The organism is Curtobacterium sp. VKM Ac-2887 (assembly GCF_015350935.1).
Lineage (GTDB): Bacteria > Actinomycetota > Actinomycetes > Actinomycetales > Microbacteriaceae > Curtobacterium.
The window spans coordinates 16418-41326 of record NZ_JADKSB010000006.1 but is presented as its reverse complement, the minus strand read 5'-3'; the positions used below and the strand labels follow the sequence as shown (position 1 = coordinate 41326).

At 70.5% G+C, this 24909-nt stretch carries 18 protein-coding genes and 1 tRNA gene; 15 read left to right on the top strand and 4 right to left on the bottom strand.

Features of this window, described 5'->3' with window-relative positions; translation table 11 throughout:
- Positions 1-26: 26 nt before the first annotated feature.
- The 4 genes from ITJ69_RS08515 to ITJ69_RS08500 all read left to right on the top strand — a co-directional run bounded on the left by ITJ69_RS08515 (position 27) and on the right by ITJ69_RS08500 (position 2657).
- Positions 27-1205 carry a GAF domain-containing protein gene (locus ITJ69_RS08515; RefSeq protein ID WP_194672550.1) on the top strand — a complete coding sequence of 393 codons (1179 nt, stop codon included), beginning with the start codon at positions 27-29 and terminating at the stop codon, positions 1203-1205.
- Positions 1206-1258: 53 nt separating this feature from the next.
- Positions 1259-1340, top strand: a tRNA-Leu gene (locus ITJ69_RS08510).
- Positions 1341-1375: 35 nt separating this feature from the next.
- Positions 1376-1981 carry an ANTAR domain-containing response regulator gene (locus ITJ69_RS08505; protein WP_071291723.1) on the top strand — a complete coding sequence of 202 codons (606 nt, stop codon included), beginning with the start codon at positions 1376-1378 and terminating at the stop codon, positions 1979-1981.
- Between the two features lie 205 nt (positions 1982-2186).
- Positions 2187-2657 carry a GNAT family N-acetyltransferase gene (locus ITJ69_RS08500; RefSeq protein WP_185094185.1) on the top strand — a complete coding sequence of 157 codons (471 nt, stop codon included), beginning with the start codon at positions 2187-2189 and terminating at the stop codon, positions 2655-2657.
- A gap of 12 nt (positions 2658-2669) precedes the next feature.
- Here ITJ69_RS08500 and ITJ69_RS08495 read toward each other — a convergent pair whose 3' ends face one another.
- Positions 2670-3044, bottom strand: a complete 375-nt coding sequence (locus tag ITJ69_RS08495; RefSeq protein ID WP_194672549.1) for a VOC family protein — start codon at positions 3042-3044, stop codon at positions 2670-2672.
- 46 nt (positions 3045-3090) lie between these two features.
- On the bottom strand, positions 3091-3459 hold the full coding sequence (locus tag ITJ69_RS08490; RefSeq protein WP_111084165.1) for a PaaI family thioesterase: 369 nt from the start codon (positions 3457-3459) through the stop codon (positions 3091-3093).
- Positions 3460-3587: 128 nt separating this feature from the next.
- On the opposite strand from ITJ69_RS08490, the gene polA reads away from it, so the two are divergent.
- Positions 3588-6230: a DNA polymerase I gene (gene polA, locus ITJ69_RS08485; RefSeq protein WP_228505226.1), complete on the top strand. Its 2643-nt coding sequence runs from the start codon at positions 3588-3590 to the stop codon at positions 6228-6230.
- 37 nt (positions 6231-6267) lie between these two features.
- On the opposite strand, the gene ITJ69_RS08480 is transcribed toward polA, so the two are convergent.
- Positions 6268-7053 (bottom strand): VOC family protein, encoded by a 786-nt coding sequence (locus tag ITJ69_RS08480; protein WP_194672548.1) that lies wholly within the window; start codon positions 7051-7053, stop codon positions 6268-6270.
- A gap of 89 nt (positions 7054-7142) precedes the next feature.
- On the opposite strand from ITJ69_RS08480, the gene ITJ69_RS08475 reads away from it, so the two are divergent.
- The 6 genes from ITJ69_RS08475 to ITJ69_RS08450 all read left to right on the top strand — a co-directional run bounded on the left by ITJ69_RS08475 (position 7143) and on the right by ITJ69_RS08450 (position 14943).
- Complete coding sequence (locus ITJ69_RS08475) at positions 7143-8822, top strand: DUF885 domain-containing protein (RefSeq protein WP_194672547.1); 1680 nt, start codon at positions 7143-7145, stop codon at positions 8820-8822.
- 160 nt (positions 8823-8982) lie between these two features.
- On the top strand, positions 8983-10461 hold the full coding sequence (gene rpsA, locus ITJ69_RS08470; RefSeq protein ID WP_111083948.1) for a 30S ribosomal protein S1: 1479 nt from the start codon (positions 8983-8985) through the stop codon (positions 10459-10461).
- 91 nt (positions 10462-10552) lie between these two features.
- A complete protein-coding gene (coaE, locus tag ITJ69_RS08465; protein WP_194672546.1) occupies positions 10553-11155 on the top strand; it encodes a dephospho-CoA kinase in 603 nt (200 codons plus the stop codon).
- Positions 11152-12195, top strand: a complete 1044-nt coding sequence (locus tag ITJ69_RS08460; protein WP_194672545.1) for a BPSS1187 family protein — start codon at positions 11152-11154, stop codon at positions 12193-12195. Before coaE ends, ITJ69_RS08460 begins: the two co-directional genes overlap by 4 nt.
- A 22-nt stretch (positions 12196-12217) precedes the next feature.
- Positions 12218-13729 (top strand): class I adenylate-forming enzyme family protein, encoded by a 1512-nt coding sequence (locus ITJ69_RS08455; protein ID WP_194672544.1) that lies wholly within the window; start codon positions 12218-12220, stop codon positions 13727-13729.
- Positions 13726-14943, top strand: a complete 1218-nt coding sequence (locus ITJ69_RS08450) for an acyltransferase (RefSeq protein ID WP_194672543.1) — start codon at positions 13726-13728, stop codon at positions 14941-14943. The genes ITJ69_RS08455 and ITJ69_RS08450 overlap by 4 nt, the downstream gene beginning before the upstream one ends.
- Positions 14944-15233: 290 nt before the next feature.
- On the opposite strand, the gene ITJ69_RS08445 is transcribed toward ITJ69_RS08450, so the two are convergent.
- Positions 15234-16562: an MFS transporter gene (locus tag ITJ69_RS08445; RefSeq protein ID WP_132100318.1), complete on the bottom strand. Its 1329-nt coding sequence runs from the start codon at positions 16560-16562 to the stop codon at positions 15234-15236.
- Between the two features lie 193 nt (positions 16563-16755).
- On the opposite strand from ITJ69_RS08445, the gene uvrB reads away from it, so the two are divergent.
- The 4 genes from uvrB to uvrC are packed head-to-tail and all read left to right on the top strand — an operon-like array spanning position 16756 to position 24905.
- Positions 16756-18828, top strand: coding sequence for an excinuclease ABC subunit UvrB (gene uvrB, locus ITJ69_RS08440; protein ID WP_323743075.1), 2073 nt, complete (start codon positions 16756-16758; stop codon positions 18826-18828).
- The gene (locus tag ITJ69_RS08435; RefSeq protein ID WP_194672541.1) at positions 18818-19735 is read left to right on the top strand and encodes an SDR family NAD(P)-dependent oxidoreductase; all 918 of its coding nucleotides are present in this window, start codon (positions 18818-18820) and stop codon (positions 19733-19735) included. Before uvrB ends, ITJ69_RS08435 begins: the two co-directional genes overlap by 11 nt.
- Before the next feature lie 49 nt (positions 19736-19784).
- On the top strand, positions 19785-22811 hold the full coding sequence (gene uvrA / locus ITJ69_RS08430) for an excinuclease ABC subunit UvrA (RefSeq protein ID WP_228505224.1): 3027 nt from the start codon (positions 19785-19787) through the stop codon (positions 22809-22811).
- Positions 22812-24905: an excinuclease ABC subunit UvrC gene (gene uvrC, locus ITJ69_RS08425; RefSeq protein ID WP_194672540.1), complete on the top strand. Its 2094-nt coding sequence runs from the start codon at positions 22812-22814 to the stop codon at positions 24903-24905.
- Positions 24906-24909 lie beyond the last annotated feature (4 nt).

Below are 24909 nucleotides of genomic sequence, written 5' to 3'. Positions count from 1 at the left end.
GGCGGGTGGGGTCGATCGGAGGACGCATGCGCGCACCCGACCGGCTCCGCCCGCTCGTTGCCGCGTCCTGGCGGCGGTCCGCGGCGGTCGACCCGGACGGCGTGCCATCGCTCGCACTCGGTGACGACGAGCTCGACGCCGCCCGCCGGGACGGCCCGCTCGCCACCCTGCTGCCCGTGGTCCGGCACCTGCTGCTCGACGACACCCGGTCCGCCGTCTGCGTCCTCGCCGTCGGCGACGCCTCCGGCCGGTTGGTGTGGGTCGACGGAGCGCGGACGGCCCGACGTGCGGCCGAGGACATGGGCTTCGTGCCCGGGGCCGACTGGGCCGAGGACCGCGTCGGCACGAGCGCGCCCGGTACCGCCCTGCGGCTCGACCGGCCGGTGCAGATCCGCTCCGACGAGCACTACGCCAACGCCGTCAAGCGGTGGTCCTGCAGCGCCGTGCCCGTGCACGACGCTCACGGTGCCACCGTCGGCGTGCTCGACCTGACGGGCGACGACCGGGCCGTCGAACGGCACACCCTCTCGCTCCTCGCGGCCACGGTCGCCGCCGCCGAGGCGCAGCTCGCCCTGGCCGCGAGCCGGTTCCCGGGGCCCGACGCGTCGACGCCGCGCGCGCCCGGCGCAGAGCTGACGGTCCTCGGCACCGACACCGCCGTCCTGCGCGTCCACGACCGCCGGGTCCACCTGTCCGCGCGGCACTCCGAGCTCCTGGTCGTCCTCGCCGCCCACCCCGACGGGTTGGCGGCCGCCGACCTCGCGCACGCCGTGTACGGCGACGCCGGCGCCGTCGTGACGCTGCGCGCCGAGGTGGTGCGGCTCCGACGGGTCCTCGCGGAGCACGCGTCGGGCGTGACCGTGACGTCGCGACCGTACCGGGTGACCGGGGTGGCGACCGACGTCGACACCGTGCTGTCCGCGCTCGACCGCGGGGCGCGCCTCCAGGCCGTCGACCGGTACACCGGACCGGTCCTGCCGGGGTCGGCCGCGCCGGGCGTGGACGCCGTGCGCGACCTGGTGCGCGGTCGGTTCCGCGAGTCGGTCGTCGCGGACGGCAGCGTCGAGGCGCTGCTCGCGTGGGCGCGGACGCCGGACGGGGCGGCGGACGCGCGCGTGCTCCGCGCGCTGCTCGCGGTCCTGCCGCGGCGGTCGCCGCGACGAGCCGGTCTCGTGGCGGCGATCGAGGCGCTCGAGGGTCCCTGAGTCGGTCGGCGGGGCCGGGAGGCGCGGGGCGGGCTGGTAGTGTTGGCCTCCTCGCGAGTGTGGTGGAATCGGCAGACACGGGGCACTCAAAATGCTCTGCCTCACGGCGTGCGGGTTCAAGTCCCGCCACTCGTACAACGCAACATCCGGCGTCTAGTAGGCTTGCGGCTGTGAGTGACACAGAAGCAACTGCAACAGCACCCCGTCGCGTCGTCGTCGCCGAGGACGAGTCGCTCATCCGCCTCGACATCGTCGAGATCCTCCGCGACAACGGGTTCGACGTGGTGGGCGAGGCCGGCGACGGCGAGACCGCCGTGCAGCTCGCCACCGACCTTCGTCCCGACCTCGTCGTGATGGACGTCAAGATGCCCCAGCTCGACGGCATCTCCGCAGCCGAGAAGCTGTCCAAGAACCACATCGCTCCGGTAGTCCTCCTCACGGCGTTCAGCCAGAAGGACCTCGTCGAGCGTGCGACCGAAGCCGGCGCGCTGGCCTACGTGGTCAAGCCGTTCACCCCGAACGACCTGCTCCCCGCGATCGAGATCGCCCTCTCTCGGTACCAGCAGATCATCACGCTCGAGGCCGAGGTCGCCGACCTGGTCGAGCGCTTCGAGACCCGCAAGCTCGTCGACCGCGCCAAGGGCCTGCTCAACGAGAAGATGGGCCTCACCGAGCCCGAGGCGTTCCGCTGGATCCAGAAGGCCTCGATGGACCGCCGCCTGACGATGCACGACGTCGCCAAGGCGATCATCGAGCAGCTCAGCGCCAAGAAGTAGCACCACCCGTCGCTCACACCAGCGCCGTCGGACCCCGGTCCGGCGGCGCTGCTGCGTTCCCGGGCGCGTGGGGCGCTCGGTGCGTGTGCATGTTCCGACACGACACCGGTCGATCGACGCGTGTTCTGTCGGAGTGTGCGGACGCATGCACTCGCGGCCACGGGCGCGCGGGGCAGTGGAGGCGACCACCTGGCAGGCTGGAGCCGTGGACGACGTGGTGATCCGGGCCTCCCGGCCTGACGACATGCCGGCGGTGGCCGACCTGCGGTGGCGGTGGAGTATCGGCGAGGGCGGCGCCGAGCCGGCCGCGACGCCGGACGACTACCGCGCGGCCATGACGGCCTTCGCCCGCGAACACCCGGACACGCACCGGTGTGTCGTCGCAGAGCGTGACGGTGCGGTGCTCGGCATGGCGTGGCTCGGACTCGTCGCCCGGCCGCCGACCCCGGACCGGCCGGGGCGACGCCTGACCGCCGACGTGCAGACCGTCTACGTGCACCCCGACCTGCGCGGGCTCGGCGTCGCCGGACGACTCGTCACCGCGCTGCTCGACATCGCGGACGACCTCGGCGTCGAGCGGACCTCGGTGCACTCGAGCGTCGACGGGGAGCGGCTCTACCGGCGGCTCGGCTTCGGCGACGCACGGTTGCTACTGCAGCGTCCGCCCGAGGACTGAACGCTCGGTGCCTCAGCCGCGCGCGGGGAGCTGCTGGAGTGTCCAAGCGTTGCCGTCCGGGTCGGTGAAGAAGACGAAGCGACCCCAGGCCAGTTCGTCGACACCGATCGCGTTCACGCCGAGCCCCTGCAGGTGGGCGAGGGCCTCGTCGGCGTCGGGGACCACCACCTGGACGGACTTCAGCGACCCGGGCTGGACGTCCGGGGACATGATGCCCTCGCCGAACGCGATCGAGCACGCCGACCCGGGTGGGGTGGCCTGCACGAACCGCACGTCGTCGGACACGCGCTGGTCGTGGTCGATCGTGAATCCGATGCGTTCGTAGAAATCGCGGGCCCGGTCGACGTCGCTGACGGGGACCATGACGAGTTCGATCTTCCAGTCCATGACGGACTCCCTGCGTGCGTGCGAGGGGTTCAGTGCTGTTCGCAGTTCAGCGTGCCTCGCGGATGAGGTTGGTGATGCGGACGGTGGAGCAGCGGCGCCCCTGGTCGTCGGTGAGCACGATCTCGTGCGTGGTGAGCGTGTTGCCGAGGTGGATCGCGGTGCAGACACCGGTGACGGTGCCGGACGTGGCGCTCCGGGTGTGCGAGGCGTTCAGCTCGATGCCGACGGCGTAGCGGCCCTCGCCGGCGTGCACGTTGGCGGCCATCGAACCGAGGCTCTCGGCGAGGACGACGTAGGCGCCCCCGTGCAGCAGGCCGACCGGTTGACGGTTGCCCTCGACCGGGATGCTGCCGACGGCGCGGTCGGCCGACATCTCGGTGATGACCATGCCCATCTTGTCGGCGAGCTCGCCCATCCCGCGGGCAGCGAGCCGCTCGTCGACGTTCCCGGTGATGGTGGCTTCGTCGGTCACGCGCTCGAAACTCCCGTGTCGGATGGCGTCGGTAGGCTGTCCGGGTGTCGGACTCCGCAAAGCCTACCCTCATGGTCATCGACGGCCACTCGCTCGCCTTCCGGGCCTTCTACGCCCTGCCGGTCGACAGTTTCGTGAACCGCGACGGGCAGCACACGAACGCCATCCACGGCTTCATCTCGATGCTGCTCATGCTCCTGCAGCGCGAGAAGCCGACGCACCTGGCGGTGGCGTTCGACATCTCCCGGTTCTCGTTCCGCACCCGTGAGTACGAGGCGTACAAGGGCACCCGCTCCGAGACCCCGGCCGAGTTCAAGGGGCAGATCCCGCTGCTGCAGCAGGCGCTCGAGGCGATGGGCATCACGACGGTGACGAAGGAGGACTACGAGGCCGACGACATCCTCGCGACCCTGTCGTCCCAGGGTGCTGCGCAGGGGTACCAGGTGTACGTCGTCTCCGGCGACCGCGACGCCATCCAGCTCGTCAACGACGACGTGACGCTGCTGTACCCGTCGGTCCGTGGCGTCTCCGAGCTCACCCGGTACGACCGCGACAAGGTGTACGAGCGCTACGGCATCGAGCCGCACCAGTACCCGGACATCGCCGCGCTCGTCGGCGAGACCAGCGACAACCTGATCGGCATCGACAAGGTCGGCGAGAAGACCGCGGTGAAGTGGGTCACGCAGTACGGCTCGCTCGAGGGGGTCCTCGAACACGCGGACGAGATCAAGGGCGTCGTCGGCAACAACCTGCGCGAGCAGCAGGACCGTGCCGTCCGCAACCGCCGGCTGAACCGCCTGGTCACCGACGTCGAACTGCCCGTCGGTCCGGCCGACGTCGCGCTCCGGCCCCTCGACGAGACCGCCGTGCGCGAGCTGTTCGCCAAGCTGCAGTTCCGGACGCTGCTCGACCGCGTCTTCAAGGTCGCCGGCTCCGGTGAGCCGTCCGAGCAGCCGGCCGAGGGCGGGGTGACGGACGGTGCCGCGACCCCGCCGTCGGTGAAGACCCTGATCGACGAAGAACTCGGGTACTGGCTCGAGCGCCGCAACGCGTCCGAGGCGGCGAACGGCTACGGCGTCGCGGTCGAGGTCATCGACGGCCGACTCAGCACCATCGGCATCGCCACGCACGACGACGCCGTCCAGGTGCCCGGTGGCAGCGGCGCGAAGGACTACGAGCAGCTGTCGGCGTGGTTCGCCTCCGACGCCCCGAAGCACTTCCACGACGCCAAGACCGCGATCAAGGTGCTCGCGACCGCGGGCTTCGTCGTGAACGGCATCGCCGGCGACGCCCGCATCACGGGGTGGCTCGCCCAGCCCGGCAAGCAGGGGCAGCCGCTGGCCGACCTCGTCTACCAGGAGCTCGGCGAAGAGCTCCCCACCGCCGACCCGAACCAGCTCGTGCCGGAGACCGACCCGGTGAACGTCGGCGTGCACGCCTGGTTCGTCCTCCGGGTCACCACGGCGCTCCGTGCCCGGATCGATGAGTCGTCGCTCAAGGTCCTCGACGACATCGAGCTCCCGCTGGTGTCGGTGCTCGCGAGCATGGAGACGATCGGTGTCGGCATCGATCGCCCGGTGCTCACGGGGCTGTCGAAGGAACTGGGGGAGCGTGCCGCCGACCTGGCGCAGCAGGCGTTCGCCGAGATCGGGCACGAGGTGAACCTCGGGTCGCCGAAGCAGCTGCAGGAAGTGCTGTTCACCGAGCTCGCGATGCCGAAGACCCGCAAGACGAAGACCGGGTTCTCGACCGACGCCGCGAGCCTGGCCGACCTGCAGGAGCAGCACCCGCACCCGTTCCTCGGCTTGCTCCTGCAGCACCGCGACGCCACGAAGCTCCGCCAGATCGTCGACACGCTCGACGCGGCGATCGTCGACGGGCGCATCCACACCCGGTACGAGCAGACCGGCAGCAGCACCGGCCGCATCTCGTCGACCGACCCGAACCTGCAGAACATCCCGGTGAAGACCGCGGTCGGACGCCGGGTCCGGTCGGCGTTCGCCGTGGCGGAGCCCTACACGACGCTCATCACGGCCGACTACTCGCAGATCGAGATGCGCATCATGGCGCACCTGTCCGGCGACCCCGGTCTCATCCAGGCCTTCAACGAGGGCGAGGACCTGCACCGCTTCGTCGGCGCCCGGGTGTTCGGCGTCGAGCCGGCCGAGGTCTCCGCCGAGATGCGCACCAAGGTCAAGGCGATGTCGTACGGCCTGGCCTACGGGCTGAGCGCGTTCGGGCTGTCGAAGCAGCTCCGCATCGAGCAGTCCGAGGCCCGGACGCTCATGACCGAGTACTTCGCCCGCTTCGGCGCCGTGCGCGACTACCTGCGCAACGTCGTCGAGCAGGCGCGCGAGGACGGCTACACCGAGACGATCTTCGGTCGTCGCCGGCCGTTCCCGGACCTGAAGAGCCCGAACCGCGTCCTGCGCGAGAACGCTGAGCGTGCTGCGCTGAACGCGCCGATCCAGGGCTCGGCGGCGGACATCATGAAGATCGCGATGCTCGGCGTCGACCAGGACCTGCGCGACGGCGGACTCGAGTCGCACCTGCTGCTCCAGGTGCACGACGAGCTCATCCTCGAGGTCGCGCCCGGCGAGCAGGACCGCGTCGAGGAGATCCTGCGAACCCGGATGGGCAACGCCGCCGAACTCACCGTGCCGCTCGACGTCTCGGTCGGTCTCGGCGCGAACTGGGAGAGCGCGGCGCACTGACCGCGGGTCGCGACGCGACCACAGAACGGACGGGACCTCAGGCCGGCATCGCGACGACGCCGAACACCTCGCCCTGGGGGCCGAGCACGATCGCCGAGCGCCCGAACGGGCTGTCGAACGGTTCCATCAGGGCGGTCCCGCCCCGCTGGACGGCCAAGTCGACGGTCCCGTCGGTGTCGTCCGAGCCGAACCACGTCAACCAGTACGCCGGGACGCCCTCCGGCAGGCCGCCTGGTGGCGCGAAGACGCCGGCGACCGGGTCGGCCTCGGCGGGCGCTCCGGGCAGCTTCGCCGAGGCGTAGGGCTCCGACGGATCGCCGAACACGTCGTACGACCAGCCGAACAGGGCCGTGTAGAAGGCCTTCGCCGCCTCGGCGTCGCGCGTGTGCACCTCGGCCCAGCACGGAGCACCGGGCTCGTTGACCCGACCGGAGCCGTCGTGCGCCCCTGCCTGCCAGAGTCCCACGACCGCACCCGTCGGGTCGGCGGCGATCGCCATCCGACCGGTATCGAGCACGTCGAACGCGGGTGTCAGGACGCTGCCGCCTGCGGTGATGACGCGAGCGGTGATGGCATCGACGTCGTCGGTGGCGAGGTGCGCCGTCCAGCTCGGTGGCTGTCCCTCGCCCGTGAGCGGACCGATCCCGGCGACCGGGCGGCCACCGAGGAGCGCCGTGACGTACCCACCGGCCTCGGCGGGGCCGTCCTCGACGTGCCACCCGAACACGTCCGTGTAGAAGGTGCGGGCCGCGTCCACGTCGGGCACACCCAGGTCGGACCAGCAGGGCGTGCCCTCGGTCCAGCGACCATCGTGTTCGGACATGCAACATCCTTTCCTCTGACCGGACGGTCCCGGTGGCCACGATCCTAGGACCGCTGTCCGTCGTCCGAGCCGGTCGATAGGGTCGGAGCATGAGCGAAGAGCGTCCCGTCCGCCAGCAGACCGCCGTCGACCACGTGGCAGAGGGATGGGTCGCCACCCTCGTCGACCTCGACCCGACGACGGCCACGTACATCGGTGTGCCGGGTAGCACGGGGGAGTACGGCGACACCTCGCCCGCCGGCGCGGCCGCCCTGGCCGACGCGGCACGGGCCGCGAAGCGCACGCTCGACGCCGCGGCCGCGGTGGACCCCGTCGACGAGGTCACGAAGGCGGACCTCGGCGCCGAACTCGACCTGGTGCAGGAGTCGTACGCGCGGAAGCTGCACCTCCGCGACCTCAACGTGATCGCGAGCCCGGCCCAGTCGGTCCGCGAGATCATCGACCTGATGCCGACGGCGACCGAGTCGGACTGGCACGACGTCGCCAGCCGACTGCACGCGTTGCCGGACGCGCTCGAGGGCATCCGCGAGACCCTGCTCGAGGGCACGCGCGAGGACGTCACCCCGGCGAAGCGGCAGGTCGCCCTGGTCGCGGAGCAGGCCGCCCGCAACGGTGCCGAGGACGGCTTCTTCCGTCGGCTCGCCGAGGGTGCGGCGTTCGACGACGGCTCTCCCGTGCCGGACTCGCTCCGTGCCGAGCTGACCCGCGGGGCCGAGGTCGCGTCGGCCGCGTACCGGAGCCTCGGGCAGTTCCTCGAGCACGAGCTGCTGCCGCTCGCCACCCCGGTCGACGCCGTCGGGCGCGAGGCCTACGAGCTGCACTCCCGCCGGTTCCTCGGTGCCGTCGTCGACCTCGACGAGACGTACGAGTGGGGCCTCGAGGAACTCGCCCGCATGCGCGACGAGCAGGAGCGGATCGCGGACCGGATCGAGCCGGGTGCGAGCGTGGCCCGGGCGATCGAGGTGCTCGACACCGACCCGTCGCGGATCCTGCACGGCACGGACGCCCTGCAGCGCTGGATGCAGGAGACGAGCGACGCCTCCGTCGCGGCGATGGCCGGCACGTACTTCGACATCCCGGACCCGATCCGCCGGCTGGAGTGCCGCATCGCCCCGACGCAAGAGGGCGGGATCTACTACAGCGGGCCGTCCGACGACTTCTCGCGCGCGGGCCGGATGTGGTGGTCGGTGCCCGAGGGCGTCACCGAGTTCGGCACCTGGCGCGAGAAGACGACGGTCTACCACGAGGGCGTCCCCGGGCACCACCTGCAGATCAGCCAGGGCGTCTACAACCGCGGCGAGCTGAACACGTGGCGCCGCCAGCTGTCCGGCTCGTCCGGGCACGTCGAGGGCTGGGCGCTCTACGCCGAGCGCCTGATGGAGCAGCTCGGGTTCCTCGACGACGACGGCGACCGGCTGGGCATGCTCGACGGCCAGCGCATGCGTGCCGCGCGCGTGGTGCTCGACATCGGCGTGCACCTGCAGAAGACCAACCCGGACGGCGGCGGCTGGACGTGGGAGTACGCCCTCGACTTCATGCGCGAGAACGTGAACATGGACGACGCGTTCGTGCAGTTCGAGGTCGCGCGGTACTTCGGGTGGCCCGGACAAGCGCCGTCGTACAAGGTGGGCCAGCGCGTGTGGGAGTCGATCCGCGACGAGGTCGCCGCCCGCGAAGGCGCCGACTTCGACCTGAAGTCGTTCCACCGTCGTGCGCTCGCCCTCGGCAGCATCGGTCTCGACACGCTGCGGAGCGCGCTGCTCGGCTGACGCGCGGGTGACACGCCCGGTTGTGGGGGCTCCGCCGGTGCGGTTAGACTTGTGCGGCGCAATCCGCGCCACTCAATCAATCGCCACGGCGGAGCACCCCGGGGGTCTCGACTCCCCGCACGCCACGGCCCGACTCATGTCCGTTCGGAGCAATCTCTACATGACAACCACTACGACCAAGGCTCCTAAGCAGGTCGCCATCAACGACATCGGTTCGGCTGATGACTTCCTGGCCGAGGTCGAGAAGACCCTGAAGTTCTTCAACGACGGTGATCTCATCTCCGGCACCGTCGTGAAGATCGACCGCGACGAGGTCCTCCTCGACGTCGGTTACAAGACCGAGGGCGTCATCCCCTCGCGCGAGCTCTCGATCAAACACGACGTCGACCCCAACGAGGTCGTCAAGGTCGGCGACGAGGTCGAGGCCCTGGTCCTCCAGAAGGAGGACAAGGAAGGCCGCCTCATCCTGTCCAAGAAGCGTGCGCAGTACGAGCGCGCATGGGGCGACGTCGAGAAGATCAAGGAGTCCGACGGCGTCGTGACCGGCACGGTCATCGAGGTCGTCAAGGGTGGCCTGATCGTCGACATCGGTCTCCGCGGCTTCCTCCCCGCCTCGCTCATCGAGCTCCGTCGCGTCCGCGACCTCACGCCGTACCTCGGCCAGGAGATCGAGGCGAAGATCCTCGAGCTCGACAAGAACCGCAACAACGTGGTCCTGTCGCGCCGTGCGCTCCTCGAGCAGACGCAGTCCGAGTCCCGGACCACGTTCCTCAACAACCTGCACAAGGGCCAGGTCCGCAAGGGCATCGTGTCCTCGATCGTCAACTTCGGTGCGTTCGTGGACCTCGGTGGCGTCGACGGTCTCGTCCACGTCTCCGAGCTCAGCTGGAAGCACATCGAGCACGCCAGCGAGGTCGTCGAGGTCGGTCAGGAAGTCACCGTCGAGATCCTCGAGGTCGACCTGGACCGTGAGCGCGTGTCGCTCTCGCTCAAGGCGACGCAGGAGGACCCGTGGCAGGTCTTCGCCCGCACCCACGCGATCGGTCAGATCGCACCGGGCAAGGTCACGAAGCTCGTCCCGTTCGGTGCCTTCGTCCGCGTTGCCGACGGCATCGAGGGCCTGGTGCACATCTCCGAGCTCTCGAACAAGCACGTCGAGCTCGCCGAGCAGGTCGTCTCGGTCAACGACGAGGTCTTCGTCAAGATCATCGACATCGACCTCGACCGTCGCCGCATCTCGCTCAGCCTCAAGCAGGCGAACGAGGGCGTGGACCCCGAGGGCACCGAGTTCGACCCGGCGCTCTACGGCATGCCGACCGAGTACGACGACAAGGGTGACTACAAGTACCCGGACGGCTTCGACCCGGAGACGAACGAGTGGCTCGAGGGCTACGACACCCAGCGCACCGAGTGGGAGGGCCAGTACGCGGCCGCCCAGGGTCGTTGGGAAGCCCACAAGGCGCAGGTCGCGAAGACCATCGCCGACGAGGAAAAGGGTGGCTTCGACCTCCCGGCCGGCGCATCGACGTCGTCCGCTTCCTCTTCGTCGTCGTTCTCGAGCGAGACCGGTGGTGCAAGCCCCCTCGCCGACGACGCTTCGCTGGCGGCGCTCCGCGAGAAGCTCAGCTCGACCAACTGATCGAGCGAGTCGCACTGACCGGAAGCCCGGCATCCCCCAGGGGGTGCCGGGCTTCCGGCGTTTCCACGCTGCGGGTCGTTAGCCTGTCGCAGTGCGCATCATCGGTCTCACGGGCGGCATCGCCGCGGGCAAGTCGACGGTCTCCAAGCGGTGGGCGGAGCACGGCGGCATCGTCGTCGATGCCGACCGGCTGGCACGGGACGCCGTCGCACCCGGCAGCCCCGGGCTCGCGCAGGTCGCCGAGCGCTTCGGTCATTCGGTGATCGCGGCCGACGGCTCGCTCGACCGTCCCGCGCTCGGAGCGATCGTGTTCTCCGACCCGGCGGCACGCAAGGACCTCGAGGCGATCACCCACCCCGAGGTCTGGCGGCTCGCCCAGCGTGCCTTCGACGCGGCCGAGGCCGCCGACCCGGACGCGGTCGTCGTGTACGACGTGCCCCTGCTTGCCGAGGCCCGCGGATCCCGCCCGCTCCGGTTCGATGCGGTCGTGGTCGTCGACGCTCTCGCTGCGCAGCGCATCGAGCGGCTGGTGGAGCACCGTGCCATGGAACGCGACGAGGCCGAGCGCCGGGTGGCCGCACAGGCGAGCGACGCCGACCGACTCGCACTCGCCGACCACGTCGTCGACGCGACGGGCACCCTCGACCAGACGATCCGATCGGCCGACGAGGTGTGGTCGCGGATCACCTCGTGAAGCACCGTCTGCTGCTCGTCCTCGCCGCGATCGTGCTCGTCGCGATCGGCGGCGGTGCGCTGGTGGCAGCGAACCTGCTCGGTGCGCAGCGCATCGAGGACGAGGGCCGCGTCCCCACGATCGACCGCTCGCACGCCGACGAGCCACCGTCGGGCGACGAGCGCGGACCCGAGGGGGAGTTCCACCGATTCCGGCTCGGTACCGTGGGCGGCGAGCGGCTCACCCCGAACCGCGACGACTTCGCCGCCCGCACCTCGGCCGACGGCCCCCTGCTGCTGTTCCTGCCCGCGACGAGGTCCCGCCCGGCGGAGTACCAGCGGTTCCTCGGGCAGGCCCTGGCGGACGGGTACCACGTGCTCGGGCTGGACTACTGGAACCTCGGTCGCACCCTGTCCGGCACGTGCGAGGCCGACGCCCGCTGCTACGGCATGGTGCAGCGCAACCGGTTCGACGGCACCCGTCAGTCCGAGTTCAGTTCGGTGACGCCCGCCGGGTCGATCGTGTCGCGCTTCCGTGACGCGGTGGCCTACCTCGACGACCACGACCCCGACGGCGGGTGGGGCCGCTTCGTGCAGGGCGACGACGACATCGCCTGGCAGGACATCGTCGTGGCCGGGCACTCCCAGGGCGGCGGCGAGGCGGCGTACATCGCGCACATCCGGTCGGTGCGCGGCGCGCTGATGTTCTCGTCGCCCGTCGAGTCACGGGGGCCGTCGCACGCGGCGTGGATGAACCGTCCCGGCAAGACCCCCGTGGCCCGGATGTACGCCGTCGACGACGTCCGCGACACCTTCGGCCCGCGGATCACCGGGTCGTGGCGGGTCCTCGGGCTCGACGGCGTCGACGGCCCGTTCCGGACGGACACCGATCCACCGCTCGCCGGCGCGGACCCGCACGCGATCCTGACCGACGTCCGGGGCCGGGGGAAGGCGCACTCGTTCATCATCAAGGACTCCACGCCGCTCGGACCGGATGGGGAACCCCGGATGACCGCGCTCTGGCAGTGGATGCTGCACCGGTTCCCCTCTGACGGCTCATAGGCTCGCGCAATAGCCTCTGCTGGTGCAGCCCGTCGACGGAGAACCCGACCTGCGCTCGCTCATCCGCGACCGCGCGGCGGAGAGCCCCGAGCGCCCCTACCTGGAGGACGCCCGTTCCGCGCGCGTCCTGACCTACCGAGCGCTCGAGGACGCCGTGACCGCCTGGTCCGCGACGTTCGACGCGATCGGCGTCCCCGCGTCCGGAGCCGTCCTCGTCGACGTCGGCGACCCCCTCGCGTTCGCCGTGGTGCACCTGACCGCCGTGGCGACCGGGCGCCGTGCCGTCCCGGTGGACACCGGACAGCCGGCGACCGAGCCGGCCCGTCTCGCCGACCTGATCGGCGGGGCCTCGATCGTGGTGTCGGACCGCGCCGTGGACGGGACCGTCCCCGGGGTGCCCGCCAGCGGGATCGACGCGGCCACGTTCCTCCCGGCCGCCGTCCGTGACGGTGACGTGCCCACGCAGAGCCCGGACGCACCGGGCGAGGGGTCCGTGGTGCTCTTCACCTCCGGGTCGACCGGCGCTCCGAAGGGCGTCGAGCTGCCGGAGTCGCAACTGCTGTTCGTCGCGCGGGCGGTCGCGCGGCACAACGGGTTGACCGGCCGCGACCGCGGGTTCAACTCGCTGCCGCTGTTCCACGTCAACGCCGAGGTCGTCGGCCTGTTGGCGACGCTCGTCGCCGGGGCGACGCTCGTGCTCGACGTGCGCTTCCGGCGGACCGGGTTCTGGGAACTGCTCGCCGAGCGGCGCATCACCTGGCTGAACGCGGTGCCGGCGATCCTCGCCGTGCTCGCGAAGACCGGGCCGCTGGACTTCCCGGAGGGCCTCCGGTTCGTCCGGAGTGCTTCGGCACCGCTGCCGGACCCGGTGCGCACGGCACTCGGGGACGTCCCGCTCGTCGTGAGCTGGGGGATGACCGAAGGTGCGTCGCAGATCACCGCGACACCGCTGGACGCGCCTGCTCGCCCCGGGACCGTCGGCGTGCCCGTCGGGTCCGAGGTGCAGGCACGCGACGAGGACGGCGCCGCCCTGCCCGCCGACGAGGTCGGTGCACTGTGGGTGCGCGGCCCGGGGATCGTCGGGCGCTACCTGTTCGGGCGCGCATCCGACCGCTTCGACGCCGACGGCTGGCTGAGCACGGGAGATGTGGGGTCCGTCGCTGCGGACGGCTGGGTCTCGCTCGCCGGACGCTCCGACGACGTCATCAACCGTGGCGGCGAGAAGGTCTACCCCTCCGAGGTCGAGGACGTCCTGCTCGGCGACCCCCGGGTGCTCGAGGCCGTCGTGGTCGGGCGGCCGGACGACGTGCTCGGGGCCGTCCCGGTGGCGTACGTGATCCTGCAGCAGGGCGAAGCCGACGAAGCCGACGAAGCCGACGCCGCCGTGCTCGTCGCCGACCTGACCGCGCGCGCCGAGGCCCACCTGACCCGCTTCCGCCGCCCCGTCGAGATCATCGTGGTCCCCGACCTGCCGCGCGCGCCCACCGGCAAGGTGCAGCGGGCGAAGGTGCGGACGATGGCGCAGCCGTCGTGACCGGCGCCCAGCCGCAGTCGCAGTCGCAGCCGCAGCCGCAGGCCCAGCCGCAGCCACAGCCACAGGTCCAGACCCCGACCCGCACCGCGGCGGGCAAGCCTCGCCACCTGTACGAGGTCGACGTCCTCCGGATCCTCACCTTCGCCTGCGTCATCGGCGTGCACACCACGAGCCACACCGCCGCGTCCGACGACGTCGGCCTGAACGCGCTGCTCGCCCTGCTGCACTTCACCCGGCTCGTCTTCTTCTCGCTGACGGCGTTCGTGCTCGTCTACAGCTACACGTTGCGACCGCGGCCGATGGCGCAGTTCTGGCCGAAGCGGTTCCTGCTCGTCGGGGTGCCGTACCTGGCGTGGTCGTTCGTGTACGTCGGTTCGAGCTGGCTCCTCAGCAGCACCCGTCGGGGCGACGTGCCCGACCTGGTGCGCACGCTCGCCGAGGGCATCGTCACCGGCTCGTCCTGGTACCACCTGTACTTCCTGCTCGTGACCATGCAGGTGTACCTGCTGCTGCCGGTCATCGTGTGGCTGGTCCGGAAGACCCGCGGGCACCACGTCACGACGCTCGTCGTGGCGCTGGTGGTGCAGCTCGTCGTGTTCGCCGGGTACAAGTACTTCCCGGCGAGCGACGCCTGGCTGCACGGGTACCAGAAGCAGTTCTTCTTCTCGTACGTGTTCTTCATCGTCTCCGGGGCGATCGCCGCCGACCACGCCGACGCGTTCCTCCGGTTCATCCGGGTGCACCGCCGGGCCGTGCTCTGGGCGTTCGCCGGCGTCGGCGCGCTGACGCTCGGCGTCTGGGCGCTCCAGGTCGCCCTCGGCCAGTCGCTCTACGCCGCCGGAACGCCACTGCAACCGATCCAGGCCGTGTGGAGCACCGCGGTCTTCGTCGGCTTCCTGGCGATCGGTGCGCGCTGGGCGGATCGTCGGCGCCCCGGCAGCCCGGTCGCGCGCTTCGTCGACTACGCCTCGGACCGGTCGTTCGGGATCTTCCTGAGCCACCCGTTCCTCATCTGGATCCTGCTGTACGGCGACAGCTGGCTCGAGGCCGTGGTGCCGCGGCCGTGGCTGACGCTCGTCACGTACCTGCTCGTGGTGGTGCTCTCCGTGGCGGTCACCGAGGCGTTCCGGTGGACTCCGCTGAGCGTGCCGCTCACCGGCCGGCCGTCGCTCGCGTCCCGCGCCCAGCGTCAGGCGCGCGCCACCCGGCGCTGACCTGTCCGTTCCGGGCGTACCTGGTCGGTTCTTCCAACCAGGTACGCCCGTTCCTGCTCGCTGTGCGCGGCGGCGGAAGCGCTGCGCGGCGGTGGACGCGCTGCGCGGCGGACGGGAGGCGCGGGTCGGGCCGGACCCGGGCCTCCCGTCCGGCGGTCGGGGACCACCAGGGCCGCGCACGCGCCCGGCGGGTCCCGTTGCGGCCAGCGGAATCGGGCGTACCTGGTCGTTCCTCTCGACCAGGTACGCCCGATTCGGCACGGCGTGCCGCTGACGGCGCGCGTCGCGGGTCAGGCGGCTCGCTGCTCGGCGGCGGGGGTGCCGACCTCGAGGACGCCGTTCGTCGACGTGAGCCGCTGCGGCTTCATGAACCACGCGACGACCGCCGCGGCGCCGAGCAGCACGCACGACAGGGCGAACGGCAGCTGCCAGCCGGACGCGTCGATGAGCAGCCCGAAGACGATCGGGGAGACCACGCCGGCGATGCCGAAGCCGGTGTTCATGAAGCCGGACGCGGTGCCGGACCACTGCGGGGCGACGTCCATCGGGATCGCCCAGAGGTTCGCGTTGCAGAGCTCCAGGAAGAAGAACGACAGCGCGAGCGAGATCGTCGCGACGAGCAGGCCCTGCCCGATGACGAGCGGGATGAGGCAGACGAGCGACCCGCCGAGTCCGATCACCAGGACGGTCCGTCGGGCGTTCCGGGTGTTGCCGCCGCGGTGGATGATCCGGTCGCTGAGCATGCCACCGACCGTGTCCCCGACGACGCCGGCGAGCAGGATGAGCGTGGTGAACAGCGCGAAGTCGCCGATCTCGAGCCCGTAGGTCGAGCTGAGGAACGTCGGCAGCCACGTGAGGAACACCCAGAGGGTCCAGCCGTAGCCGAAGTCGACGAAGGTCACCGGCAGGATCTGCCGCGCCATCTGCCGCCACGGCACCGGCGGACGGGTCGCACGCGTCTCGACGGGCGGGAGCTCGTCGATCTCGACCTGTGTGATGCCCTTCGTGGACTCGGGCTTGTCGCGGAACCAGACGAACCAGACGATGCCCCAGGCGAAGGACAGGACCGCCGTGGCGAAGAACGCCCACCGCCAGCTGCCCGTCGAACCGATCACCCAGGCGACGAGCAGCGGGGCCAGCGCGTTGCCGAGCCGGGCCGCGGAGTGCACGACGCCCTGCGCGAAGCCGTTGCGGTCGCGGGGGATCCAGCGGGTCATGGCCTGGGTCGCGGTCGGGAACGCCGCGGCCTCGCTGAGCCCGAGGAGCGCCCGGGCCGCGAACAGGGTCCAGAAGCCGACGGCGAAGCCGGTCCAGAGCGTTGCGACACCCCACACGACGGTGATGACGAAGAGGGCCTTGCGCGGTCCGAACTTCTCGCTGATCGTGCCACCGAAGACCTGCAGCAGCGCGTAGGGCAGCGAGAACGCGGACACGATCAGGCCCGCGGTGGCCTCGTTGAAGCCGAACTCCTCGGTGATGTGCGGCAGCGCCGTCGAGATGTTCGTCCGGTCGATGTACGAGATCGCGTACATGCAGCAGAGCAGGAGGAGCACTCGTCCGCGGATGCGACCGCGGAACGGGGTGCCCTTCGTCGGTGCGGCGGGGGTCGCCGTCGTCATGGGGCCTCTTCGGGTGTGGCTCGTGCTGGCTCGTCGGGGACGTGCGGAGCGATCGGGTTGCTGAACGGACCGGACGCTATGCCCGCTGGTTATCAGTGGACTTGGAGGCTGCTTGGCGAGGACGATACGCCGAGGGCGAGCACGGGCGCCGGTGTCAGGGGTGCCGACTACCGTTGCAGGCATGGGTGTTGCGATCGAACCGACCCGAGCGGTACGTCCGTTCGAGGTCATCAGCGAGTACACGCCGAGTGGCGACCAGCCCGCGGCCATCGCCGAGCTCGCCGGGCGCATCAACGCCGGTGAGACCGACGTCGTGCTGCTCGGTGCGACCGGTACGGGCAAGTCGGCGACGACCGCGTGGCTCATCGAGCAGGTGCAGCGGCCGACGCTCGTGCTCGCGCACAACAAGACCCTCGCCGCGCAGTTGGCGAACGAGTTCCGCAGTCTGATGCCGAACAACGCGGTCGAGTACTTCGTGTCGTACTACGACTACTACCAGCCCGAGGCGTACGTCCCGCAGACGGACACCTTCATCGAGAAGGACTCCTCGGTCAACGCCGAGGTCGAGCGGCTCCGGCACTCGACGACCAACTCGCTGCTCAGCCGGCGCGACGTCGTCGTGGTGTCGACGGTGTCCTGCATCTACGGCCTCGGCACACCCGAGCAGTACATGAACGCCTCGGTGGCACTGTACGTCGGGCAGACGATCTCGCGCGACCAGCTCGTGCGCAAGTTCGTCTCGATGCAGTACCAGCGCAACGACGTCGACTTCGCCCGCGGCACCTTCCGCGTGCGCGGCGACACCATCGAGATCATCCCGATGTACGAAGAGCACGCCATCCGGATCGAGATGTTCGGCGACGAGGTCGAAGCGCTCTCCTCCCTGCACCCGCTGACCGGCAACGTGATCGACGACCTGCCCGCCGTGTCGATCTTCCCGGCGTCGCACTACGTCGCCGACACCGACGTCATGCACCGCGCCATCGTCGACATCAAGGCGGAGCTCGCGGAGCGCCTGGCCGAGCTCGAGGGACAGGGCAAGCTGCTCGAGGCCCAGCGGCTCCGCATGCGCACCACGTTCGACATCGAGATGATGGAGCAGATCGGCTTCTGCTCGGGCATCGAGAACTACTCGCGGCACATGGACGGCCGCGTCGCGGGCGAGGCACCGCACTGCCTCATCGACTACTTCCCAGACGACTTCCTCATCGTCATCGACGAGTCGCACGTCACCGTGCCGCAGATCGGTGCGATGTACGAAGGCGACGCCTCGCGCAAGCGCACCCTCGTCGACCACGGGTTCCGGCTGCCGAGTGCGCTCGACAACCGTCCGCTGCGGTTCGAGGAGTTCCTCGACCGCGTCGGGCAGAAGGTCTTCCTGTCGGCGACGCCCGGTCGGTACGAGCTCGGCATCACGGACAGCGTCGTCGAGCAGATCATCCGCCCGACCGGTCTGGTCGACCCCGAGATCGTCGTGAAGCCGAGCGACGGCCAGATCGACGACCTGCTCGAGGAGATCAAGCAGCGCGTCGACAAGGACGAGCGCGTGCTCGTCACGACCCTGACGAAGCGCATGGCGGAAGAGTTGACCGACTTCCTCGGCAACGCCGGCGTGCGGGTGCGGTACCTGCACTCCGACGTCGACACGCTCAAGCGCGTCGAGCTCCTGACCGAGCTGCGACAGGGCGTCTACGACGTGCTCGTCGGCATCAACCTGTTGCGAGAAGGCCTCGACCTGCCCGAGGTGTCCCTGGTGGCCATCCTCGACGCCGACAAGGAAGGCTTCCTGCGGTCGTCCACGTCGCTCATCCAGACGATCGGTCGCGCGGCCCGCAACGTGTCGGGCCAGGTGCTCATGTACGCCGACAAGATGACCGACTCGATGAAGACCGCGATCGAGGAGACCGATCGTCGTCGCGAGAAGCAGGTCGCGTACAACCTGGAGCGCGGCATCGACCCGCAGCCGCTCCGCAAGAAGATCGCCGACATCACCGAGGTGCTGCAGCGCGAGAACGACGACACCAAGGCGCTGCTGCAGGGTCGTCCCGGTGCCGACGGTCGCCGCTCGCCCACGCCCAACCTGAAGCGCGGCGGCATCGCGGGCGAGGGCGCGACCCAGCTCGAGGCGACGATCGGCGACCTCAACGACCAGATGCTGCAGGCGGCGGCGGAGCTGAAGTTCGAGCTCGCCGCGCGACTCCGCGACGAGGTGCAGGACCTGAAGAAGGCGCTGCGGCAGATGGAGTCGGCCGGGCATGTCAGCTGACGGTCGCCGCACGGTCGTCGTCACCGGGGCGAGCGCGGGCCTCGGGTACCACGCGGCCGAGCAGCTCGCCGCGTCGGGGCACCGGGTCGTGCTCGCCACCCGCGACCGCGGTCGGGCCGCAGCGGCGGAACAGAGCATCCGCCGGCACGTGGACGGAGCCTCGTTGGCGCACGTGCACCTCGACCTCGCCGACCTCGACTCCGTCCGTGCCGCCGCCGACGAGCTCGCGGCCCTCGAACCGGACGGCGTCGACGCGATCGTGAACAACGCCGGCGTCGTCGGGGCCTCGACCCCGAGCACCACCGCACAGGGCACCGAGCTGCAGATCGGCACGAACCACCTGGGGCACTTCGCCTGGACGGCGCTGACGATGCCGCTGCTCGAACGGCGCAGCGGCCGCGTCGTGCACCTCGGGTCGATCGCGCACCGGTGGGCCCGTCTCGACACGGGCGACCCGTTCCGCGTCGGCCACTACTCCAGTTACCGGCAGTACGGCCGCAGCAAGCTCGCGGTGATGCTGTTCGGCTTCGAACTCGCCCAGCGGTTGGCGGATGCGGGTTCGTCCGTCGCCAGCGTGGTCGCGCACCCCGGGCTGTCGCTCGACGCGCTCTCGCCGGAGCGCCCGGACGTCGCACCGTCGCGCCCGGAACCCGCGTGGACCCGGCCGGCGCAGCGGCTGTACGCCCAGGGCAAGGACGCCGGTGCCGAACCCCTCGTGCACGCTGCGATCGCCGCGGACGTGCGCTCGGGGGAGTACTGGGGCCCGGCCGGGTGGATGCAGCTGCGCGGACCCGCAGCCGTGGTCCGTGCCGAGCCGCGCGCCCACGACCGGACCGCCGCCGCGCGGCTCTGGACGGCCAGCGAGCGTCGTTCCGGGGTCGCGTTCGCTCTCGACGCACTCGTCTGACCACCGACTCGCGGGCGGATGTCGGACCCTTTTCGTAGAATCGACGGCGATGACAATCACCTCTGACCGCGGCACCGCGACCTCGGGCCGGAACGCCTTCGGCGAGCCGACCGACCCCCACCTCCCCGGCGTGACCGTCCCGACCGGCTCCTCGACGCTCAGCGTCCGCGGGGCCCGGGTGCACAACCTCCGGAACGTCGACCTCGAGATCCCCCGTGACTCCCTCGTGGTGTTCACCGGCCTGTCCGGATCCGGCAAGTCGTCGCTGGCCTTCGACACGATCTTCGCCGAGGGCCAGCGACGCTACGTCGAGTCCCTGTCCGCGTACGCCAGGCAGTTCCTCGGCCAGGTCGACCGGCCCGACGTCGACTTCATCGAAGGGCTGTCGCCCGCGGTGTCGATCGACCAGAAGTCGACGAACCGCAACCCGCGGTCGACGGTGGGCACGATCACCGAGGTCTACGACTACATGCGTCTGCTCTGGGCGCGCATCGGGGTGCCGCACTGCCCGACGTGCGGCGAGGTCATCAGCAAGCAGACGGTGCAGCAGATCGCCGACCAGCTCATGGAGTTCGAGTCCGGCACGCGCTTCCAGGTGCTCGCCCCGGTCATCTCCAAGAAGAAGGGCGAGTTCGTCGACCTCTTCCAGGAACTCGCGGCGTCCGGCTACGCCCGCGCGATCGTCGACGGTGAGCGCATCCAGCTCAGCGACCCGCCGAAGCTCAAGAAGCAGGTCAAGCACGACATCTCGGTGATCGTCGACCGTCTGGTGTCGAACGAGGACATCCTCGGTCGGCTCACCGACTCGCTCGAGACAGCACTGCGCCTGACCGGTGGCACCGTCGGCATCGACCTGGTCGACCACGACGGTCCCGGTGCGGTGCGCACCTACTCCGAGAACCTGTCGTGCCCGAACAACCACCCGCTCGCGCTGACCGAGATCGAGCCCCGCACGTTCTCGTTCAACGCGCCGTTCGGTGCCTGCCCGGAGTGCTCCGGGCTCGGCACGCGCATGTCGGTGGACCCGGACCTGGTGCTCGGCGACCCCGATGCCTCGCTGCGCGACGGCGTCCTGCTGCCCTGGACCGGAGCGAGCGGGCTGTACTCGTACTTCGAGAAGCTCCTCGCCGGCCTCGGCAAGGACCTCGGGTTCACGCTCGACACCCCGTGGAGCCAGCTCGACGCGTCGGTGCAGGCCGCGATCCTGACGGGCAAGGACTTCCAGGTGTCGGTCTCCTGGCGCAACCGGTTCGGCCGCGAGATGCGCTACACCAGCGGGTTCGAGGGCGTCATGCCCTACATCGAGCGCAAGTTCGCCGAGGCCGAGTCGGACTCGCAGCGCCAGCGCTTCCAGGGCTACCTGCGCGAGGTCCCGTGCCCGGTGTGCGAGGGCACGCGCCTCAAGCCCGAGGTCCTGGCGGTCACGGTCGACGGCCGCAGCATCGCCGACGTCACCGACATGTCCCTCGACAACGCGTACGCGTTCATGGACACCCTGACGCTCACCGACCGCGAAGCGCACATCGCCGCGGCGGTCCTGCGCGAGATCCGGGCGCGCCTCGAGTTCCTGCTCGAGGTCGGGCTGAACTACTTGACCCTGGCGCGCGGCGCCGGCGGGCTCTCCGGTGGCGAAGCACAGCGCATCCGTCTCGCGACGCAGATCGGCTCCGGCCTGACCGGGGTGCTGTACGTGCTCGACGAGCCGAGCATCGGGCTGCACCAGCGCGACAACCGCCGCCTCATCGACACCCTGGTCAAGCTCAAGGACCTCGGCAACACCCTGATCGTCGTCGAGCACGACGAGGACACCATCCGCACGGCCGACTGGGTCGTCGACATCGGCCCCGGGGCCGGCGTCAACGGCGGCAACGTCGTGCACTCGGGCTCGTACGAGGGCATCATCGCGAACCGCGAGTCGGTGACGGGGGACTACCTCGCTGGCCGTCGTGCGATCGAGGTCCCGGCCGAGCGTCGCAAGGTCAACCTGAAGCGCACCATCAGCGTGCAGGGCGCGCGGGCGAACAACCTCAAGACGATCGACGCCGACTTCCCGCTCGGGGTGTTCACCGCGGTCACCGGCGTGAGCGGGTCGGGCAAGTCCACCCTGGTCAACGACATCCTGTACAAGGTGCTCGCGAACCAGCTCAACGGCGCCCGGCACATCGCCGGCAAGCACACCCGCGTCAAGGGCCTCGACCAGCTGGACAAGGTCGTGCACGTCGACCAGGCCCCGATCGGCCGCACGCCGCGGTCGAACCCGGCGACCTACACGGGCGTGTTCGACCGGATCCGTCAGCTGTTCGCCGAGACACCCGAGGCGAAGACCCGTGGCTACCAGCCCGGTCGGTTCAGCTTCAACGTCAAGGGCGGCCGGTGCGAGAACTGCTCCGGCGACGGCACGATCAAGATCGAGATGAACTTCCTGCCCGACGTCTACGTCGCGTGCGAGGTCTGCGGCGGCGCGCGGTACAACCGCGAGACGCTCCAGGTCCACTACAAGGGCAAGAGCATCTCCGAGGTCCTGGACATGCCGATCAGCGAGGCGGCCGAGTTCTTCGAACCGATCTCCGCGATCCACCGGTACATGGCGACGCTCGTCGACGTGGGCCTCGGGTACGTCCGTCTCGGCCAGAGCGCGACCACGCTCTCCGGCGGCGAGGCACAGCGCGTCAAGCTCGCCACCGAGCTGCAGCGCCGCTCGAACGGCCGGACCGTCTACGTGCTCGACGAGCCGACGACGGGTCTGCACTTCGAGGACGTCCGCAAGCTGCTCATCGTGCTGCAGAGCCTGGTCGACAAGGGCAACACCGTCATCACGATCGAGCACAACCTCGACGTGATCAAGTCGGCCGACTGGGTCATCGACATGGGCCCAGAGGGTGGCGCCGGCGGCGGTACGGTGCTCGCGACCGGCACCCCTGAGCACGTGGCCGACGTGCCGGAGAGCTTCACGGGCGTCTTCCTGCGGGAGATCTTCGACGCACAGGACGCCCGGGTCGGCAAGCAGCAGGCGGTGGAGGCCCGCACGGCGAGCCGACCGGGCAAGTCGACCAAGCAGAAGGCGGGTGCACGGTAGGTGGCGGACACCGTTCCGTGGCGCCCGAAGGCGGGGGAGATCCCGACCGACCCGGGCGTCTACCGCTGGCGTGACGAGGCCGGGCGGGTGCTCTACGTCGGCAAGGCGAAGAACCTCCGCGCCCGGCTGAGCAACTACTTCGCACCGCTGCCGACGCTGCACGAACGCACCCGGCGCATGGTGCTGACGGCCCGCAGCGTGGAGTGGACGACGGTCGGCTCCGAGATCGAGGCACTGCAGCTCGAGTACACCTGGATCAAGGAGTTCGACCCGCCGTTCAACGTCAAGTTCCGTGACGACAAGTCGTACCCGTACATGGCGATCACCATGGCGGACGAAGCCCCACGGGTGATGGTCACGCGGAACCGGAAGATCAAGGGCGCGAAGTACTTCGGGCCGTACCCGAAGATCTGGGCGGTGCACGACACCATCGACCTGATGATCAAGGTGTTCCCGATCCGCACCTGCTCGGACTCCTCGTACAAGCGCGCGATGCAGACGGGCAAGCCCTGCTTCCCCGGGCAGATCGGCAAGTGCGGCGGTCCCTGCTCGCAGCGCGTCACCATCGAGGAGCACCGTGCGCTCGTCGAGGAGTTCGTGCGGTTCATGAACAGCTACGACCGCCGGGTGATCACCGAGCTGCGTCAGCGCATGGGCGCCTCGGCCGACGCCATGCAGTACGAACAGGCCGCGAAGTTCCGCGACCAGGTCGAGGCGCTCGAGGCTGTGCTCGAGAAGTCCGCCGTGGTGCTCCGCGACTCGGTGGACCTCGACCTGTTCGGCATCGCCGAGGACGAACTCGCCGCCGCCGTCCAGCTGTTCTCGGTTCGTGGCGGGCGCATCCGCGGTGTCCGCGGGTGGGTCGTCGACAAGGAGCTCGACATCTCGACCGGTGACCTGGTCGAGCAGATCGTGCAGGGCGTCTACGCCGACAATGAGCTCACGCCGGCCGCCGTCGCCGAGGAACCCCCGCGCGAGGTCGTGGTGCCGACCCTGCCCGAGGACGCCGACGCGCTGCAGCAGTGGCTCAGCGAACGGCGGGGCGGCCGCGGCACGAAGCTCAGCACGGCGCAGCGCGGTGACCGTGCCGGTCTGGCCCGCACGGCCGCGCAGAACGCTGCTCAGGCGCTGATGCTCTACAAGACGAAGCGGTCCGCCGACTACACGACCCGCTCCGCCGCGCTGGCCGACATCCAGGACGCCCTCGGCATGACCGAGGCCCCGCTCCGCATGGAGTGCTACGACATCTCGCACCTGCAGGGCACGAACGTCGTGGCGTCGATGGTGGTGTTCGAGGACGGCCTGCCCCGCAAGGACCAGTACCGCCGCTACACGATCGCCGAGACCACCGACGACACCGACAGCATGTACCAGGTGCTCACCCGGCGCCTGGCGCGCCTCGACGAGGACGCGGACCTGCCGGACGTCCCCGACGTGACGAGCGCCGAGGTGGTCGAGGGCTCCAAACCCTCGAAGCGGTTCGCGTACCGGCCGCAACTCCTCATCGTCGACGGTGGACAACCCCAGGTGCAGGCCGCCAAGCGTGCGCTGGACGAAGCCGGGGTGCGTGACATCGCGTTGGTCGGCATCGCGAAGCGTCTCGAGGAGCTCTGGCTGCCCGACGATGACTTCCCGGTGATCATGCCGCGCAACTCCGAGGCACTCTTCCTCATCCAGCGCATCCGCGACGAGGCGCACCGGTTCGCGATCACGCACCAGCGCACCCGCCGCAAGCGCGACGTGCGGTCCCGGCTGTCGGAGATCCCCGGGCTCGGGCCGTCGCGGGTGAACGCGCTGCTCAAGCACTTCGGGTCCGTGGCACGGCTGCGCGAGGCCACGGCCGACGAGATCAGCGAGGTCAACGGCGTCGGTCCGGCGACCGCCGCGGCGGTCGTCACGAAGCTGCAGCAGACCCCGACGAGCGCGCCGGCCACCAGTACGGCGAGCCCGACGAGCCCGCCGGACGCCGAGACGGACCCGACGGACCCCGCGGACTCCACGGACCCCACGGACCCTGCGGACGCTGCGCCGCTCCCAGGAGGCCCGGTGCGGGTCCCCGACGTGACCCACGACGGTCCGCAGCTGCCCACGTGACGCA